Origin of the sequence: Riemerella anatipestifer ATCC 11845 = DSM 15868, assembly GCF_000252855.1 — a bacterium.
In the GTDB taxonomy this organism is placed as follows: Bacteria; Bacteroidota; Bacteroidia; order Flavobacteriales; family Weeksellaceae; genus Riemerella; species Riemerella anatipestifera.
In genome coordinates, this window is record NC_017045.1 from 1,268,539 (window position 1) to 1,286,537 (window position 17,999).

Consider the following 17,999-nt stretch of genomic DNA (forward strand, 5'->3'; position numbering starts at 1 on the left):
AAAAAACATTATCTTTGTGAAAAATATTTTTATGCAAACCACTAATACTGTTTTAATGATAGAGCCTGTGGCATTTGGCTATAATGCACAGACCGCTGAGAATAATTATTTCCAAGTTAATTCCGAAAATGCAGATACTCAATCTAAAGCCTTACAAGAGTTTAAAAATTTTGTGGAGAAACTTCGTTCTAAAGGCATTACTGTTATAAGCATACAAGACACTTTAGAACCACACACACCCGACTCTATTTTCCCAAACAACTGGGTGAGTTTTGGTGCTGACGGAAGAGTTATCCTCTACCCTATGTACGCTCCTAATAGAAGAGACGAACGCCGTATGGATATTTTAGAAAATCTTAAAACCCAAGGATTCAAAATAAATGAAGTTGTAGATTTAACCTCTTCTGAAAAAGACAATGTTTTTCTAGAAGGTACAGGCAGTATTATTTTTGACCATGATAATAAATTGGCTTATGGCTCAGTTTCGTTAAGGTTAGACGAAAAGCTTTTCCGTGAGTTTTGTGAGAAGTTTGGTTATACACCTGTGGTTTTCCACTCTTACCAAACAGCTGGTACAGAAAGATTGCCTATCTACCATACCAATGTGATGATGTGCGTTGCAGACCGCTTTGTGGTCATCTGCCTAGATTGTATTGACGACCTTGAGGAACGCCAAAATGTGGTAGATACAATTAAAAAATCAGGAAAAGAAATTATAGAAATATCCGAAGAGCAAATGCAAAATTTTGCTGGAAACATGCTTCAGGTACACAATGATGAAGGAAAGAAATTTTTGGTAATGAGCCAAAGTGCCTACCAATCTCTTTCTCCTAGCCAAATAGAAAGTATAGAAAAATACTCAGAAATTATTTACTCTGACCTTAGCACTATAGAAACCAACGGCGGCGGTAGTGCAAGATGTATGCTTGCAGAAGTTTTCTTACCCAAATAAAAACAAGAAGGTTATAAAAGTAAATAGGCGAAAATCTGCTCTAGATTTTCGCCTATTTTTATCTATAATCCGTAAGTATCGTAAGATTCTGGACTGAATAAAGTCTTAATTTTTATATTAGACTTAACAGGAAGTCCGTTACAGGTTGCTGGTTTCCAAGCTTTCTTAACACGCTTTATTGCATATCTTACATCTGTTTGAAAATAATCATCATTCTTTAATCTCGGAAGCACTTCTGTTTTACCAACTCTTCCTTTTTCATCTATTTCCAAATTGATAGAGAATAACCCTTTGGCATAATAGGTATCTTTATCCAAATAAGCCACTAAATATTTTGCTAAGTCTTTAGAAAAAAGTGCATCTCCTCCTTCAAATCTAGCATGCTCATAGTTTGAAAAACATTTATTATCAGCTACAAATATCGGCTTACTTATTTTAACAAGAATGTGAGTATTAGTTCCTCCAAAGAAATTATAACCCTCTTGCATATCCTCTATATCCTGCCCAAATGCAGCAGTTGAAATCAAATAAAATAATAATAGAACTAACTTTTTCATACTCCTTCTCTTTTCAAAATTCTTAGTGTAAAGGTACAAAAAATGCCGCTCTAAAAACGGCATTTTACTTATTAAATCACCTCTATTTGATTTCTTAATAAGTCTTCAAACTCATCTCTTTTTCTTATCAAGTGAGCCTTACCATCTAACCAAAATACCTCTGCAGGCTTAAGTCTAGAATTAAAATTAGAACTCATCTCAAAACCATAAGCTCCTGCATTTCTGAATACTAAAATATCACCTTCTCTCACTTCATTTATTTTTCTATCCCAAGCAAATGTATCTGTTTCACAAATATTTCCTACTACAGTATAGATTCTTTCTGGTCCGTTAGGGTTAGATAAGTTTTCTATTTTATGATAAGAATCATAGAACATTGGGCGAATTAAATGGTTAAACCCAGAATTAACACCGACAAACACCGTTGCTGTAGTTTGCTTAATGACATTAGATTTCACTAAAAAATGTCCACTTTTTCCTACTAAAAACTTACCTGGTTCAAACCAAAGTTGAAGCTCTTTACCTTGCTCTTCGTTAAACTTAGCTAAAGCCTTTTCTACTTTTTTACCAAGGCTTTTAACATCAGTCTCCATATCTCCCTCTTGATAAGGGATTTTAAAGCCACTTCCCATATCTATATACTTAAGGTTAGGGAAATGCTCCGCCAATTCAAACATAATTTCTAGACCTTGTAAAAATACATCAGGGTCTTTAATCTCGCTTCCTGTATGCATATGAAGCCCCTCTACATTAAGCCCTGTGGTCTTAGCTACTCTCTCAATATGACGCATCTGGTGAATAGAAATTCCAAATTTGGAATCTATATGCCCTGTAGAAATTTTATAATTACCTCCTGCAAAAATATGCGGATTTACCCTTACAAAAATAGGGTAAGAACCTCCAAATTTAGTCCCAAACTGCTCTAGGATAGAAATATTATCAATATTGATGTGTACGCCTAATTCTACTGCCTCTTCTACCTCCGAAATATCCACGGAATTAGGTGTAAACAAAATCCTATCTTTAGAAAAACCTGCCTTCAAGCCTAGTTTAACTTCGTTAATAGATACACAATCTAAAGAAGCTCCTAGCTTTTCTACATATTTAAGTATATTGATATTTGTAAGTGCCTTAGCTGCATAGAAAAATCTCGTTTTCTCCGAAAACGAAGAAGTTAATTTTTCATACTGTTGCTTAATAGACTCTGCATCATATACATACACAGGTGTACCGAATTCTTCTGCTACACTCAGCAAATTCTGATTGGTTATCATAACATTATAATTATTGTAAAGTTATTGTATTTGGTTTACTTCCACTTGTCCCACTTACCATCTATATCTTTAGGAGCAAATACAGACATAAGACTCTTAAGCTCTGTCATATTTACGGAAGCATTGTTACCGCTATTGAAAATATTATAGATTTCGTCCTTTTTTGTATCAATAAAAATATTGAAAGGATAATTCATTTGAAACCCATTTTCGTAAGTTCTAAGATTTAACAAAGCATCAGCCACAGCCTTTTTAGAATTACTATTGGTATTTAGGTTGTACATATTATCTAAGCCTTGACGATGATATTGATAAAATGCCTGTCTAAAAGCAGAAAAATCTGATTTTAGGATATTATCTATCAATGCCCCTCGTGTCCTTTGTCCTTCCATTTGCGACCACCCTTTATAATTTTGATTTTGAGAGTTTTGAGCAATTTTTTGTGATTTTTCAAACCAAGGTTCGCCACCTTTATTCTGGAAAGAATCTGCATCGTAACCCAAAATAAGGTAAACATAGAAGCTTACCACATCTATTAGATTTTTGCCTGAAAATTGTCTTTCATTAAAAATTAAATTCTCATTTTCGGCATATTCAAAACTAAAGTTAGTGTCGTTGATATTGAGAAGCGGACTTTCATATTGTGTATTAAACACGGGACGAGTAGATTGCACCACCAAACTACCTCTAAACGAATTATTACCCGTTCTTTCCGAGATAATAATGGCAAAGTTGCATTTTATTTTTTCAAAATTCTGAAGTTTTTTCCCTGTCCAACTGGTATTATTTATAAACTCTCTTAAGTTTTTTTCTAGCGTCTTAAATACTTGTGTATTGCTCCCTCCTACCTGTGCAAAATTAATCTGCACATTAGCGTGAAGCTCTTGCCCAAAAGCCAAAGCTCCAAAAAGAATTCCAAAAAAAGCGATTATTTTTTTCATATCAAAAACTTATAAACCAAGTATTTCTAACGCTCAAAAAGAGAATATATTTTCTCAGTTAAGGTGAGGTTGCTCGTTATGTCTCAAACATACTTCCGCTTGAGGATATTTTTCTCTGATGAAATCTGCAGTTTTAATCGCTGCATACACAGAACGATGTTGACCTCCCGTACAACCAAAGGAAACTTGTAAACTCTCAAACCCTCTTGCTAAATAATCTTCTATGTTTATAGAAATGATTTTTTGTGCCAAATCCAAAAACTGAGGCATTTTAGTTTTTTCTTCTAGATAGAGTTGTACCTCCTGCTCTGCTCCTGTTTTAGTCTTATACTCTTCTTGTCTACCAGGGTTTAAGATGCCTCTACAGTCAAACACAAAACCGCCTCCATTATCTGTATCATCTTTAGGAATACCTCCTTTCTTATAGGAAAAGCTATATACTTTTATCTTTAATTTATTCTGTTCCATTATCCTATATTTTCTTCCTCACCTTTCATTTTCTCTGCATTTTCTGCCATAATTAAGGCATCTAGCATCTCTTGAATATCACCATTCATAAAATTATCCAAGTTGTAAATAGACTTGTTAATTCTATGGTCTGTAACTCGCCCTTGAGGATAGTTGTATGTTCTAATTTTAGCCGAACGGTCTCCCGTAGAAACCATCGTTTTTCTTTGAGCCGCAATATCTCCTTGTACTTTTTGCAACTCTATATCGTAAAGTTTTGTTCTAAGCATTTCCATTGCTAACTCTCTGTTTGCCAACTGAGAACGAGCTTGCTGACACACTACTACAATACCTGTAGGTTTATGCGTAAGCTGTACCTTAGTTTCTACTTTATTTACATTCTGCCCTCCTGCACCTCCAGAGCGAGAAGTTTGCATTTCTATATCAGCAGGATTGATTTCCACATCTACCTCTTCAGCTTCAGGCAATACCGCCACCGTAATTGCAGAAGTATGTACTCGCCCTTGAGATTCTGTCTCTGGAACTCTCTGTACACGGTGCACACCAGATTCAAACTTCATAATACCATAAACGCCATCTCCCTCCACTCGCATAATGAGTTCTTTATATCCCTTTGATGCTTCGTTAGAATCAGTTACTTCATGCTTCCAACCCTTAGACTTAAAATACATGGTGTACATTCTGTAAACATCTTCAACAAAGATAGCCGATTCATCTCCTCCCGTTCCCGCACGAAGTTCTACCATTACATTCTTATCATCTGCTGGGTCCTTTGGAATGAGTAAGTATTTTAACTCTTCCTCTATTGAAGGAATGCGGTCTATCGCCTCTTGCTTCTCCATTTTAGCAAGGTCTACCAAGTCTTTATCAGAACCGTCAGCTATAATTTCATCTGCCTCTTTTATGGCATTGAGTGCAGTAGAATATTCATCAAAAACCTTTACTATTTTCCCCAAATCACTATATTCTTTATTAAGTGAGGAATATCTTTTTTGGTCAGAAATTACATCAGGCTGAATAATCAAATCCGCTACTTCATTATAGCGTTGTTTTATGGCTTCTAATTTTGGTATTAAACTCTTTGACATTGTTCTCTAAACTATTAGTGAGCAAAGATAAGGATTTTTTTATGTAGTAAGAGATACTAAACACTATTACATTTCTAAGAAAAATAATTATCTTTACAAGCATAACTAATCCTTTTGAAAAATGAAAATAACTCTCAACAGAATTAATGACGATTTTTTATTTGAATGTAGCAATAGTGCAGGCAATAGCATTCTTCTAGACAACACTTCTCAACCTAACCCTAAAGGCGTTTCTCCTATGGAAACCATGTTAATGGCAGTGGCAGGCTGTAGTGGAATAGATATGGTTTCTATCCTAAAAAAACAAAGACAAAATTTAACGAGTTTTAAAGCTGAAGTGGAAGGAACAAGAGTACCTATTGATGATGCTAAGCCTTTTAAAGCAATCTCCGTGAAATTTTTATTGGAAGGAGAAATCGACGAAAAGAAAGCTTTGAAAGCTGCTCAGCTTTCTTTTGAAAAGTATTGTTCAGTATCCAAAACTTTAGAGCCCAATGTCAGCATTGATTATGAAGTTTATCTCAATGGCTCACTCCTTTCGTAAACAAGAAATAAAAAAGGCTACCTATATTCTAAGTAGCCTTTTTTTTATTTTATAGCTTCTGCATTAGCTCGTCTGTAATTTCCATATTATGGTATACATTCTGTACATCGTCATCTTCCTCAAACCTTTGTAACATTTTCATATTCGCAATAAATTGCTCTTCTGATACAGATTTGCTAATATTAGGTATCCTCTGTAATTCTGCATTCTTAACTTCTGTCCCCAGTTCATCTAACTTATGAGATAAAGATCCAAAATCCTCAAACGCTGTAGTTACTATAACTTCTGTTTCATCAGAGTCTATATCTTCTGCACCTCCATCTATCATCTCCATTTCAAAATCTTCCCAATCCATCTTTATCAAAGATTTTTCTAGCGTAAATATCCCTTTTCTATCGAATAGGAAAGAAAGCTCTCCATTCTTCCCAAGATTACCATCAAATTTATTAAAGATAGCTCTTACATTAGCCACAGTTCTAGTGGAATTATTAGTAGTACATTCTACAAAAAATGCAACACCTCCTTGTCCGTACCCTTCGTAAGTAATCTCTTCATAATTCTCAGCATCTGCACCACTTGCCTTTTTAATGGCTCTTTCTACATTATCTTTAGGCATATTAGCCCCTTTAGCATTTTGTATGCACCTTCTCAACGCAGGGTTAGAATCTGGATCTGGACCTCCTGCCTTTACAGCTAATGCAATATCTTTTCCTATTTTAGAAAAAGTTTTTGCCATTTTATCCCAACGAGCCATCTTAGAGGCTTTTCTATATTCAAATGCGCGTCCCATAATTATAATAACAATTTAGATGTGCAAAAATACTAATTTTAATACAATAAAAAAACGCCCTCTTACAAGAAGAGGACGCTTTTCTATTTAAGATTAGAAAATACTAATTATTTTCTTTTCTTTTTTACTACTTTTTTCTTCACTACTGGAAGATCAGACTTCTGAAGAGCTTCCCAAGCAGATCCGCTGATTGCTTCTACAACCACTTTTCTGTCTTTCATTCTCTCTTCGTTAGAAGCAGATGCAGGAACTGTAGCTTCAGCAGAACCAACTCCTTTAGATTTTAACTGAGATGGGTTAACACCTCTAGCTTCTAAAGCAGCTACTACAGATGCAGCTCTTTCTCTAGAAAGTTTCAAGTTATAGTTAGCATTACCTTTAACATCTGTATGACCAACTACTAAGAAAGTACCTCCGTTAGAAGACTTAATCACTTCAGCAGCTTGATCTAACTTAGTATTAGATTCAGATCTGATAGATGCTTTATTAAAGTTAAAGAATATACCCTTTAATGCTCCTGTTGCTTCAACTGCATACGCTTCCTGAGGCTTAGGACAACCTTTGTATTCTGGAAGACCTGGAACATTAGGACACTTATCATCTTTATCTAATACTCCATCATTATCTGTATCTGGCCAAGGGCAACCGTTATTTTCAGCTGGTCCTGCTACATCAACACAAGCATCGTCTTTATCCAATACACCATCTTTGTCTGTATCTGGCCAAGGGCAACCATTGTTTTCTACTGGTCCTGCTACTTCTGGACAGTTATCATCTTTATCTGGAACACCGTCACCATCTGTATCTGGACAACCTTGGAATTCAGGTAAACCTGGTGTTTCTGAACATAAATCGTCTTTATCTAACACTCCATCCTTATCCTTATCTCTGTTACCAAATCTAAAGTTCAATGAAGCTGACGCTTGCCAAAAGTTAGCCAATCTAGACTTATCTACTGGAGTAGAAACATAATCCCCTTGGATACCAAGACCAAAGTTCTTAGTTAACCAAATGTTTGTACCTAAACCTGTTGATAAAGCAAAATGATCCGCTCTTCCTTGAGTGTATGGTTTATTTTCGCTATACCCCGCGTAAGTTACATCATTGTAGCTATCAGTCACAGGGAACGTAAGACCTGTATAGTCGTGTCTCAAATAGTTGGCTCCAACTCTTACATAAGGGTCAAACCATGCATCTTCGTTGCCAAAAAGAAGACCTGCAAATTTAAGCTGAAGACCAAGTCCAGTCATCAACATAAATTCTTTACCCATTCCAATTCTCTTATTATCAATATTACCTACTGAAGTTTGCCAGTCAAGAACTAACGCCTTGTTCAAGTTTCTAGCAACTGTAAGCTTAGACAATGGCGGAGTAATTGTAAAATTATTGATATTGTACAAACTCTTGCCTGTAAATGCTGTTTTAAAAACATCTCCAGCACTTCCTCCAGCAGCTACATGATTCACGCCATGAGCACCAACACCTATTAACCAAGGATTGCTAGTAGTCTGAGCAGAAACAGTAGTAGCAACAGTAAGTGCTAATGCTGAAATTCCTAATTTTAGATTTTTCATAGAATTAAATAATTAAATAATTGATAATGCAAATTAAATATATTTTTTTGTTACTGCCAAAATTTTAGCTATTTTTTTAGTTTTTTTTGAATACGCGATTCAATTTAACTTTTGCTTCTCTCTCCTTAATCGCTTCTCTTTTATCGTAAAGTTTTTTACCTCTTGCTAATGCAATCAAAACTTTAGCTTTACCTCTATCATTGATATAAACCTTCAATGGCACTATGGTATTACCCACATCTTTCATCTTCTTACTCCACTTATCCAACTCTCTTTTGTGAAGAAGCAATTTTCGTTCTCGCTTTATTTTATGATTATAGAAAGTCCCTAATTTATATTCATCTATCGTCATATTGATAACATAGAGCTCCCCTTCTATAAATTGACAAAAACTTTCTGTAATGGACGCTTTAGAAGATCTCAAAGCTTTAATTTCTGTCCCTGTTAAAACTATTCCAGCTTCAACTTGTTCTAAAATTTCATACTCAAAACGAGCTCTCTTATTAGAAATACTGACTGTCCTCTGAATATTCATCGTTTAACTGCAAATACAATTACTATACCAATCATTGAAATACAAAAGTTGTATTTTAAAAATTCTTCTTACTTTTGTGCAAATTTACAAAACTATATGTTAACAGTATCAAACTTATCTTTACAATTCGGGAAAAGGGTTCTTTTCGACGAGGTTAATATAAAATTCACTAAGGGAAATTGCTATGGTATCATCGGCGCTAATGGTGCTGGAAAATCTACTTTCCTAAAAATACTTAGTGGTAAACAAGACCCTACTACAGGTAATGTGTCTTTAGAACCGGGCAAAAGAATGTCTGTGCTAGAACAAGATCACTTCGCATACGACCAATATACAGTCTTGGAAACCGTTTTAAGAGGCAATAAAAAACTCTTTGAAATCAAGGAAGAAATGGACGCTCTATATGCTAAACCTGACTTTTCTGACGAAGATGGTATAAAAGCTGGTGAATTAGGCGTTATTTATGATGAAATGGGCGGTTGGAATGCTGAAGCTGACGCTCAAACTATGCTTTCTAACGTTGGTATTAAAGAGGATATGCACTACCAAATGATGAGTGAATTAGAAAACAAAGATAAAGTAAGGGTATTACTTGCTCAAGCTTTATTTGGTAGTCCCGATGTACTCATCTTAGACGAGCCTACTAACGACTTAGATATTGATACTATAGCTTGGCTAGAAGATTTTCTTGCAGATTATGAGAATACAGTCATCGTAGTATCTCACGACAGACACTTCTTGGACGCTGTTTGTACTCACATTGGAGATTTAGACTATTCTAAACTCAATCTTTATACGGGTAATTATTCATTCTGGTATCAAGCCTCTCAACTAGCGACTAAGCAAAGACAACAGGCTAATAAAAAAGCAGAGGAAAAGAAAAAAGAACTTCAGGAGTTTATTGCAAGATTCTCTTCCAATGTGGCTAAAGCAAAACAAGCTACCGCTAGAAAGAAAATGCTAGACAAACTTAATATTGAAGATATAAAACCTACTTCTAGAAGATACCCTGCCATTATTTTTGAACAGGAAAGAGAAGCAGGAGACCAAATTCTAGAAATTAAAGATTTAGAAAAAACCAAAGATGGAGAGTTACTATTCTCAGGGATAGACCTTAACTTAAAAAAAGGAGATAAGGTAGCTGTCTTATCTAAAAACTCTCTAGCTATTACCGAATTTTTCCAAATTATTTCTGGAAACTCTAAAGCGGATAAAGGTTCTTATCAATGGGGCGTAACCACTTCACAGTCTTATATGCCTTTGGATAATACGGAATTCTTCCAAGAGGACATCAACTTAGTGGATTGGCTAAGACAGTTTACCAAAAACGATGAGGAAAGACACGAAGAATATATGAGAGGTTTCTTAGGGAAAATGCTTTTCTCTGGAGACGAGGCACTTAAATCTTGTAGAGTTCTTTCGGGAGGAGAAAAGATGCGTTGTATGTTCAGTAGAATGATGCTTCAAAGAGCTAACATTTTACTATTAGACGAACCTACCAACCACTTAGACCTAGAGAGTATTACTACACTTAACAACTCTTTGGTAGCATTTAAAGGAACTCTACTTTTAGCGTCTCATGACCACGAAATGTTAGAGACTGTTTGTAACCGTATCATAGAATTAACTCCTAAAGGTATTATTGATAGACACATGACTTATGATGAATATCTTCAGGATAAAAAAGTAAAAGAACTAAGACAACAGATGTACTCTTAAGAGTAAAAAGGATAATGACAATAGGAAGAGAGGGCTGTAATTTGATAGATTTCAGTCCTCTTTTTCAATAATAAAGATAGGAATAATGACAAAAAAATTAAAACTAGAAGAACTAGGCAGAATTGATATAGAAACTTTTAAAAAAACTTCTAAAACACCTCTCGTGGTTGTTTTAGACAATATTAGAAGCATGCACAATGTTGGTGCTTTGTTCCGAACTGCCGATGCATTCTTAATAGAGAAAATCGTACTCTGTGGCATTACACCACAACCGCCTCACAGAGAAATACACAAAGCCGCATTGGGGGCTACCGAAAGTGTAGATTGGGTTTATCAAAAAGACATCTCAGAAGCTATAAAAGAACTAAAAACACAAGGTTACAACATTATTGGAGTAGAGCAAACCACAGATAGTATTTCTTTATCCGATTTTGAAATAAATCCTAACCAAAAGTACGCTTTAGTCTTAGGCAACGAGGTTGAAGGTCTATCTGACGAAGCCCTTCCTTTATACGATAACTTTATAGAAATACCACAGCTCGGCACCAAACATTCGCTTAATGTAAGTGTTTGTGGAGGTATCGTAATATGGTCTTTTTTTAAAGCCTTAGTATAAAATTTTTAATTACTTTTGCTCGATATATAATTTATTGAATATGAATACCACAAAGTTTTTTTTAAAGTTTATCATATTATCCTCCGTTATACTAGCCTTATTTTCATGTAAAAAAGGAGATACACCTTTTGTTGTAAATACCACACCTAAGACCAGCTTAGACAGCATAGCAGAGGAATACTATGAAGGTTACCTTCAGTTTCATCCATTAGAAGCTACTGCACAGGGCGACCCAAGGTACAACGATAAATTACCTAGCTTAGAAAAAACTAAAATTACTGAAGAGATTGCTTTCTACAGTGATATGATTAAAAAGCTAGAAACTGTAGATTATGAATCTCTTCCTGATGATAAAAAAACGGTTTTCAATGTACTAGATTATTTATTAAAAGATTTAGTAGAAGGCTATGCCTATCATCCAGAATATATACCGTTTACACAATTTTCGGGATTACCATTAGACTTTCCCCTTTTGGGAAGCGGGAGTGGAAATCAGCCATTCAAAACAGTAGAAGATTATGATAACTGGCTAAAAAGAATGCAAGAATTTCCTAAATGGATGGAAACAGCTCAGGAGAACTTTAAACTAGGTATCAAAAATGATATTGTATTGCCTAAAAGTCTAGTGGTAAAGATGATTCCTCAAATGAGAGCCGAAGAAATCATCTCTAAAGACTCCAACAAAAACATATTTTATAAGCCTCTTAAAAATTTCCCTGTAGGCTTTAGTAACGCCGAAAGAAATCGTATTACTAAAAACTATCAAGAGGTTATTGTATCTAAAGTTATTCCTGCTTACCAAAAAATGGGAGATTTTCTTGAAAAGGAATATTTACCAAAGGCAAGAACTACCGACGGCTACAATGCTCTACCAAAAGGTAAAGAAATCTATAACTATCATGTAAAGCGCTGGACAACCACCAACCAAACTCCAGAAGAAATCCACAATATTGGATTAAGCGAAGTTGCGAGAATAAGAGGTGAAATGGAACAAGTAAAAGAAGAGCTCAAGTTCAGCGGAACTCTAGAAGAGTTTTTGGTGCATTTAAAATCCGACCCTAAGGCAATGCCTTACCAAACGTCTCAAGAAATTTTAGATGGGTTTAATGCTATCTTATCAAAGATTAAACCTAAGCTAAAAACGATGTTTAATAATGTTCCAAAAACAGGCTTTGAAATTAGACAAACCGAAAAATTCAGAGAAGCATCTGCTAGTGCAGAATATCAACCAGGTACTCCAGATAGAAAAAGAAACGGTATTTTCTACATTCCAATTCCTAATCCTAAAGCCTTTAATGTAACTTCTGGTATGGAATCTCTTTTCCTTCACGAAGCTATTCCTGGGCATCATTATCAAATTGCTTTACAGCAAGAGAATCTTAATTTACCAAAATTTATGCGTTTTGGTTGGATAGGTGCTTATGGAGAAGGTTGGGCTCTCTACTGTGAGTCTTTAGGAAAAGAATTTGGACTTTATACCGACCCATATCAAAAAATGGGAGCCTTGAGTGATGAAATGATGAGAGCCGTTAGACTCGTTATAGACACTGGACTACACACAGGGAAACTTAATAGAGAAGAAGCTATAAAATATTTCCTAAGCAATGTAGCATACGATGAAGCTGGAGCCACAGCAGAAGTAGAACGCTACATGTCTATGCCAGGACAAGCACTAAGCTACAAGACTGGAGCATTGAAGATACAAGCACTAAGAGCTAAATATGAAAAAGATTTAGGCACTAAATTCAACTTAGCTAAATTCCATGATGAGCTCTTAAATCAAGGTTGTCTTCCTCTACAAGTTCTTGAAAGAAAAATGGAAATTTGGGCAAAAAACCAAAAGTAGAAGTATGAAAATAGAGAAGTAATGTATAAATAGAGGTTTGTATTTTTAAGAATTCTTACAATCATCATTTTTAACACAAAATTTAGTTAGAAACTTTATTAAATTTGATTCATTGAAAAATAGTATAAAAAACACACTTAGAATAGGAGCTATTATTTTAGGAAGCGTTGTTATAATATTAAGTATATTAGTATTTAGCCTTAATATTCCTGTCGTTCAGAACTTCGTTAAAGACCGTGTTGTAAGTTATGTTGAAACTAAAATAAAAACTCCTATAAGCCTAAAAAGAGTTTGCATTAGCTTCCCTAATAGATTAGGACTAGAAGAACTTTATTTAGAAGAAAAAAACAAGGATACATTACTGCACATCAATAAATTAGACGTTGGTTTAGATATTTTTCAGCTTTTGCAAAACAAAGCAGACTTCACATCTATTGAATTAGATGGACTTAGAGCCAATGTGAAAAGAGACGAACAAGGGCGTTTTAATTTCGATTATATACTGGACGCTTTCGCTAGCAACAAAGACGAGGAAAAACAAGATTCTAAGCCTTTCATTCTATCTCTAAATAAAATAAAACTACAACGCGTTAATGTCAATTTTAATGATTTTCAGGAAGGAAACCATCTGAAAATAGAATTCAATAATTTCGAAACAAAAGTTAAAGACTTTAACCTTGAGAAAAACATTTATGCCCTCAATGGTCTTACCGCTGATGGTCTCAAACTGAGATTAAAACAAGAGATTTTAAAAGAAGCTATAAAAGAAACTGCAAAAACAATAGATAGTCTTTCAGCCAAAAAACCGATGCAGATAAAACTAGATTTTCTGCGTTTTACCAATTTTGATGTAGACTATGCAGATAATACCACTCAATCTTATTTCAAGGTTTTATTTAAAGAACTATCTGGGGATTTTAATAATATAGATTTACCTGAAAATAAATATGATATAGACCAAATTAAACTTCTAGGTGCCAAAATAAATGTGGATCTCAAAAGCTCTTCTCAAAACAAATCTTTACAAGATGAGCTTCCAGAGAACCCTGCAAAAGTCAAGAGTAAAACTCCCAATGTAAAACTTAATTTACTAGCTTTAGATGATGTGATATTGTCCTATAATGATAATGCCCAAAAACATCAACAGGGATTTGATGCTAATCATTTAAACTTCAAAAAACTCAATGTAAATATTAGAGATTTTAGAATGTTGAATGAAGAGCTGACTGGTTCCGTAAAAAAAGTAGAACTTTACGAAAAGAGCGGGCTTGCAGTAAAGAATTTCAAAACTGACTTCGCGTACAAGAAAAATATAGCATACCTTAAAAATCTGCTTTTGGAAACCAACAACAGTATTCTTAGAGACGAAGCTGTAATTACCTATAATTCTCCGCAACAACTGTCTAGTAACATAGGCTCTGCTGGGCTAGCCATTAACCTTAGAAACTCTAAAATAGGCTTCAGTGATTTGTATTTATTTGCTCCTGATTTAAAGAAAAATGAGATACTTAAACAATATCCCAATTCGGTGCTAAACATAGATGCTAACTTAAGAGGGAAAGTAAATGACTTAAATATAAACACATTACGCATTAGCGGTTTAGGTAGTACAACATTGGATATTTCGGGACAAATAAAAAATGTAACTAATCCTAATTTACTAAACTATAATCTCGCTGTTAAAGAACTAAAGACAACTAAAAAAGATATACAAAACTTAGCTCCTAAAAATAGTATCCCCTCAAACATTGAACTACCTCAAACTATTTCTTTAAAAGGCACTGCTAGAGGCAGTACTTCCTCTGTTTTATCCCACCTGAAGATAAATACCAGTTTAGGAGACCTTAGACTAGATGCCTATGCTAACCTTAAACCCAAAAATGGAGAAAAATACACCATCTTAGCAGAAGCGGAACAACTCGTTCTAGGAAAATTATTAAGGAATAAAGATTTAGGAATATTTTCAGGAGAAATAAAAGCAAATGGAGTAGGGTTTAACCCTAAGACGGCCCAAACATCAATCAACGGAAATATTAAAAAATTTGACTTTAAAGGCTATCGCTATACAGGTGTTAATCTGAAAGGGAGTCTAATGACAGGGAAATTAAATGCTCACATTCTATCTAAAGACCCTAATGCCAATTTAGATTTCAAGCTAGCTGGAAACCTCAACAAAACCTCAAGTGTACAACTTAGCGGAAATATTGAATTGCTAGACCTATACAAACTAAATTTATACAAAGAGCCTCTAGCCTTATCAGGTAAAATAGATAGTGATTTTAGTAATATCAACCCAGATTTTCTCAACGGTTATATTCTTTTAGAGAAGTTTAAAATTACACATAAAGACCAAACTTTACCTTTACAAGAAATTAAACTTGAAGCATTATCTACCCTCACCGATAACAAAATAAATTTAAAATCACAAGTTGTAGATGCCTCTATACAGGGTAAATACAAACTTACCCAAATTTCTGATGTTTTTCTAAAAACACTTAATAATTACTATGAATTTAACCCTGCATCTAAGTACAAAAAGAGCTTAGAATCTAACCAGCACTTCACGCTGGATGCTAAGGTAAAAGATGACAACCTTCTAAGAATATTTGTACCTGATTTAAAATATTTTAATGGAGGAGATATAACAGGTGCTTTTGATTCAAACCAGTACAAGATAGAGTTTCAGGCGGATTTTCCAATAGTAGAATATGCAGAATATAAACTTAGTGGGCTATCACTTAATGTAAACAACAATCAAGAAGAACTAAGATATAGACTCGGTCTAACAGAGGTAACTAATGAAAATTTAGCTTTACATCAACTCGATTTGAATGGAAGCATTAAAGACAATAATATTGGTATTAACTTCAGTACCAAAGACTCCAAAGGAACAGAGCAATATGCATTAGCTGGTATATTTAGAAATGAAAAAAACATCAACAAATTCAGTTTCGTTCCGCAAGGTTTAATGCTCAACTATGATAGATGGCGAGTAGAAGAGCAAAATGTTATCGGTTTTGGGCGGGAAGGTGTATTTGCTAGTAATTTTAATCTTACCAAAGGAAACTCTTCTATTTCGTTGCAAAGCCAAGAACAAAAATTAGGTAGCCCATTAAGTATCTCCATCTCTAATTTTAAAGTAGAAGATATTACAGAGATGGTAAAAAAAGATAGCCTTATTGCTAGTGGTTCTATCAATGGGAATGCATTGGTCTCTACTTTTAAGCCCAACTTAAAAGTAGAAGCCGATGTGAATATATCTAACCTAAAACTAAAAGGAAAAAAAGTAGGAAATCTAGATATACAAGCCAATACCAAAGCGATTGATTTAATTGATACCAAAATTGCCCTCACGGGAGAAGGTAACGATGTACAATTAGAAGGCAATTATCATCTCAAGAAAGGGGATTTAGGATTTATTGTAAACCTTAACACTCTCCCTACTAAAACTTTAGAAGCATTTGCACTAGGTAATATAAAAAATGGAGAAGGCTATTTTAGTGGAAAACTAAACATCAATGGTACGACTCAAAAACCTCAAATAAAAGGTGGGATAAAATTCAATAATGTAGGGCTAGAGATTGCTAAAACAGGAACCGTTTTTAAAAATATTAAAGATGAAATAAGATTTTCAGGACAAAATATTGTTTTTGAACAATTTAAACTACGCGATGCAGAAAATAACAGTTTACTCGTAAACGGAGATATACAAACCGAATATTTCAAGAAATATGCTTTCAATCTTGATGTTAATGCCAAAGATTTTAAGCTAGTAAATTCTGAAAAAGATAATGATAAGATGATGTACGGCGTACTCTCCCTAGATACCAATCTAAGGATAAGAGGTAATTTGGATTTGCCAAAAGTGGACGGGACATTATCTGTAACCGATGCCACAGATTTCACCTTTATACTCCCTCAAAGTACTCCTACGAAACAGGATAGAGAAGGTATCGTTGAATTTGTAGACAAAGCCAAATTTGGATTGGCTAAAAATGAGGCAGCAGACACTTTAAGCTCCAAAAATCAACTTAAAGGTATGGAGGTCTCGGTTAATATAGATGTAGATAAAAATGCGAAAATGTCTTTGGTCATAGACAAAGCCAATGGCGATTTTGTAAAACTACAGGGGCAAGCACAGCTCACAGGAGGCATATCTCCTTCGGGAAGAACCACTCTAGTAGGTGTCTATGAGGTACATTCTGGAGTCTATGAAATGTCCGTGAATATGCTCAGAAGAAAATTTGAAATCAAAAAAGGAAGTACCATTACATGGAATGGTGAGCCTACCGAAGCCGATATGAATATAACGGCAATTTATACCACAGAAACGGCTCCTCTAGATTTGGTACAGCAACAATTAGCTGGTTTAAGTCCAAGAGAACTCAACCAATACAAACAGCGTATTCCATTTAATACCCATCTCATTATGAAAGGGGAGCTTATGAAGCCCGAGATTTCTTTTGACATTACCACAGAGGATAAGAACGCAGCAGTAAGTTCTACCGTAATATTAAATACAGAGCAAAGACTAGCACAGCTTCGTCAAGAGTCTTCAGAACTAAACAAACAGGTCTTTGCCCTACTCCTTCTCAATCGTTTTATTGGAGAAAACCCTTTTGAAACAAGCTCAGGAATATCTGCTGAATCAATGGCAAAACAAAGTGTTAGTAGAATTTTAAGCCAAAGTTTAAACGATTTAGCTGGAGATTTAATTGCTGGTGTAGAACTTAATTTTGATCTAGAATCGTCAGATGATTATTCTACTGGAGAAAGAACCTCAAGAACAGACCTAAATGTAGCTTTGAGTAAAAAATTACTTAATGATAGGCTCAAGGTATCTTTAGGTAGTAACTTTGGATTAGAAGGAGCTACTAGACCTGGAGAACAAGCCTCTAATATAGCAGGAGATATTATGGTAGATTATATGCTTTCTAAAGACGGCAGATATCTTCTGAGAACTTACCGAAAAAATCAATATCAAGTAGCGCTACAAGGGCAAGTTATAGAAACAGGATTGGGCTTTGTAATTACTTTGGATTACAATGACCTTAGAGAAATATTAAAAAAGAAAAAGAATAAAAAGTAATAGATA

Annotated in this window: 14 protein-coding genes; 6 read left to right on the forward strand and 8 right to left on the reverse strand. The window is 34.6% G+C overall.

The window, feature by feature from the left end; translation table 11 throughout:
* The first annotated feature begins 31 nt into the window (after nucleotides 1–31).
* A complete protein-coding gene (ctlX, locus tag RA0C_RS06095) occupies nucleotides 32–952 on the forward strand; it encodes a citrulline utilization hydrolase CtlX (RefSeq protein WP_013446959.1) in 921 nt (306 codons plus the stop codon).
* 62 nt (nucleotides 953–1,014) lie between these two features.
* Here ctlX and RA0C_RS06100 read toward each other — a convergent pair whose 3' ends face one another.
* The 5 genes from RA0C_RS06100 to prfA form a co-directional block, all read right to left on the reverse strand.
* The gene (locus RA0C_RS06100) at nucleotides 1,015–1,509 is read right to left on the reverse strand and encodes an energy transducer TonB (RefSeq protein WP_017686229.1); all 495 of its coding nucleotides are present in this window, start codon (nucleotides 1,507–1,509) and stop codon (nucleotides 1,015–1,017) included.
* Between the two features lie 71 nt (nucleotides 1,510–1,580).
* On the reverse strand, nucleotides 1,581–2,783 hold the full coding sequence (gene lysA, locus RA0C_RS06105; protein ID WP_013446961.1) for a diaminopimelate decarboxylase: 1,203 nt from the start codon (nucleotides 2,781–2,783) through the stop codon (nucleotides 1,581–1,583).
* A gap of 35 nt (nucleotides 2,784–2,818) precedes the next feature.
* Nucleotides 2,819–3,724 (reverse strand): type IX secretion system protein PorD, encoded by a 906-nt coding sequence (gene porD, locus RA0C_RS06110; RefSeq protein ID WP_004917092.1) that lies wholly within the window; start codon nucleotides 3,722–3,724, stop codon nucleotides 2,819–2,821.
* Nucleotides 3,725–3,778: 54 nt separating this feature from the next.
* The gene (locus tag RA0C_RS06115) at nucleotides 3,779–4,192 is read right to left on the reverse strand and encodes a RapZ C-terminal domain-containing protein (RefSeq protein WP_004917089.1); all 414 of its coding nucleotides are present in this window, start codon (nucleotides 4,190–4,192) and stop codon (nucleotides 3,779–3,781) included.
* The gene (prfA, locus tag RA0C_RS06120) at nucleotides 4,192–5,280 is read right to left on the reverse strand and encodes a peptide chain release factor 1 (protein WP_013446962.1); all 1,089 of its coding nucleotides are present in this window, start codon (nucleotides 5,278–5,280) and stop codon (nucleotides 4,192–4,194) included. The genes RA0C_RS06115 and prfA overlap by 1 nt, the downstream gene beginning before the upstream one ends.
* Before the next feature lie 121 nt (nucleotides 5,281–5,401).
* Between prfA and RA0C_RS06125 the strand changes: the two genes are divergently transcribed.
* Complete coding sequence (locus tag RA0C_RS06125) at nucleotides 5,402–5,824, forward strand: OsmC family protein (protein ID WP_013446963.1); 423 nt, start codon at nucleotides 5,402–5,404, stop codon at nucleotides 5,822–5,824.
* Between the two features lie 49 nt (nucleotides 5,825–5,873).
* On the opposite strand, the gene RA0C_RS06130 is transcribed toward RA0C_RS06125, so the two are convergent.
* The 3 genes from RA0C_RS06130 to smpB all read right to left on the reverse strand — a co-directional run bounded on the left by RA0C_RS06130 (nucleotide 5,874) and on the right by smpB (nucleotide 8,723).
* Nucleotides 5,874–6,614 (reverse strand): YebC/PmpR family DNA-binding transcriptional regulator, encoded by a 741-nt coding sequence (locus tag RA0C_RS06130; RefSeq protein WP_013446964.1) that lies wholly within the window; start codon nucleotides 6,612–6,614, stop codon nucleotides 5,874–5,876.
* A gap of 107 nt (nucleotides 6,615–6,721) precedes the next feature.
* Nucleotides 6,722–8,188 (reverse strand): OmpA family protein, encoded by a 1,467-nt coding sequence (locus RA0C_RS06135; RefSeq protein ID WP_013446965.1) that lies wholly within the window; start codon nucleotides 8,186–8,188, stop codon nucleotides 6,722–6,724.
* A 76-nt stretch (nucleotides 8,189–8,264) separates the two neighbouring features.
* Nucleotides 8,265–8,723, reverse strand: coding sequence for an SsrA-binding protein SmpB (gene smpB / locus RA0C_RS06140; protein ID WP_004917075.1), 459 nt, complete (start codon nucleotides 8,721–8,723; stop codon nucleotides 8,265–8,267).
* 96 nt (nucleotides 8,724–8,819) lie between these two features.
* Between smpB and RA0C_RS06145 the strand changes: the two genes are divergently transcribed.
* The 4 genes from RA0C_RS06145 to RA0C_RS06160 all read left to right on the forward strand — a co-directional run bounded on the left by RA0C_RS06145 (nucleotide 8,820) and on the right by RA0C_RS06160 (nucleotide 17,993).
* Nucleotides 8,820–10,442: an ABC-F family ATP-binding cassette domain-containing protein gene (locus RA0C_RS06145; protein WP_013446966.1), complete on the forward strand. Its 1,623-nt coding sequence runs from the start codon at nucleotides 8,820–8,822 to the stop codon at nucleotides 10,440–10,442.
* An 85-nt stretch (nucleotides 10,443–10,527) separates the two neighbouring features.
* The gene (locus tag RA0C_RS06150) at nucleotides 10,528–11,058 is read left to right on the forward strand and encodes an RNA methyltransferase (protein WP_004917069.1); all 531 of its coding nucleotides are present in this window, start codon (nucleotides 10,528–10,530) and stop codon (nucleotides 11,056–11,058) included.
* A 40-nt stretch (nucleotides 11,059–11,098) separates the two neighbouring features.
* Complete coding sequence (locus RA0C_RS06155; RefSeq protein ID WP_004917066.1) at nucleotides 11,099–12,904, forward strand: DUF885 domain-containing protein; 1,806 nt, start codon at nucleotides 11,099–11,101, stop codon at nucleotides 12,902–12,904.
* A 112-nt stretch (nucleotides 12,905–13,016) separates the two neighbouring features.
* On the forward strand, nucleotides 13,017–17,993 hold the full coding sequence (locus tag RA0C_RS06160; protein ID WP_004917063.1) for a translocation/assembly module TamB domain-containing protein: 4,977 nt from the start codon (nucleotides 13,017–13,019) through the stop codon (nucleotides 17,991–17,993).
* Nucleotides 17,994–17,999 lie beyond the last annotated feature (6 nt).

What these genes read in the sequence shown, in the direction of transcription:
- RA0C_RS06135 (WP_013446965.1), bottom strand. Translation starts at nt 8,188, where the DNA reads ATGAAAAATCTAAAATTAGGAATTTCAGCATTAGCACTTACTGTTGCT.
- RA0C_RS06130 (WP_013446964.1), bottom strand. Translation starts at nt 6,614, where the DNA reads ATGGGACGCGCATTTGAATATAGAAAAGCCTCTAAGATGGCTCGTTGG.
- lysA (WP_013446961.1), bottom strand. Translation starts at nt 2,783, where the DNA reads ATGATAACCAATCAGAATTTGCTGAGTGTAGCAGAAGAATTCGGTACA.
- prfA (WP_013446962.1), bottom strand. Translation starts at nt 5,280, where the DNA reads ATGTCAAAGAGTTTAATACCAAAATTAGAAGCCATAAAACAACGCTAT.
- RA0C_RS06115 (WP_004917089.1), bottom strand. Translation starts at nt 4,192, where the DNA reads ATGGAACAGAATAAATTAAAGATAAAAGTATATAGCTTTTCCTATAAG.
- RA0C_RS06155 (WP_004917066.1), top strand. Translation starts at nt 11,099, where the DNA reads ATGAATACCACAAAGTTTTTTTTAAAGTTTATCATATTATCCTCCGTT.
- smpB (WP_004917075.1), bottom strand. Translation starts at nt 8,723, where the DNA reads ATGAATATTCAGAGGACAGTCAGTATTTCTAATAAGAGAGCTCGTTTT.
- ctlX (WP_013446959.1), top strand. Translation starts at nt 32, where the DNA reads ATGCAAACCACTAATACTGTTTTAATGATAGAGCCTGTGGCATTTGGC.
- RA0C_RS06145 (WP_013446966.1), top strand. Translation starts at nt 8,820, where the DNA reads ATGTTAACAGTATCAAACTTATCTTTACAATTCGGGAAAAGGGTTCTT.
- RA0C_RS06150 (WP_004917069.1), top strand. Translation starts at nt 10,528, where the DNA reads ATGACAAAAAAATTAAAACTAGAAGAACTAGGCAGAATTGATATAGAA.
- RA0C_RS06125 (WP_013446963.1), top strand. Translation starts at nt 5,402, where the DNA reads ATGAAAATAACTCTCAACAGAATTAATGACGATTTTTTATTTGAATGT.
- RA0C_RS06100 (WP_017686229.1), bottom strand. Translation starts at nt 1,509, where the DNA reads ATGAAAAAGTTAGTTCTATTATTATTTTATTTGATTTCAACTGCTGCA.
- porD (WP_004917092.1), bottom strand. Translation starts at nt 3,724, where the DNA reads ATGAAAAAAATAATCGCTTTTTTTGGAATTCTTTTTGGAGCTTTGGCT.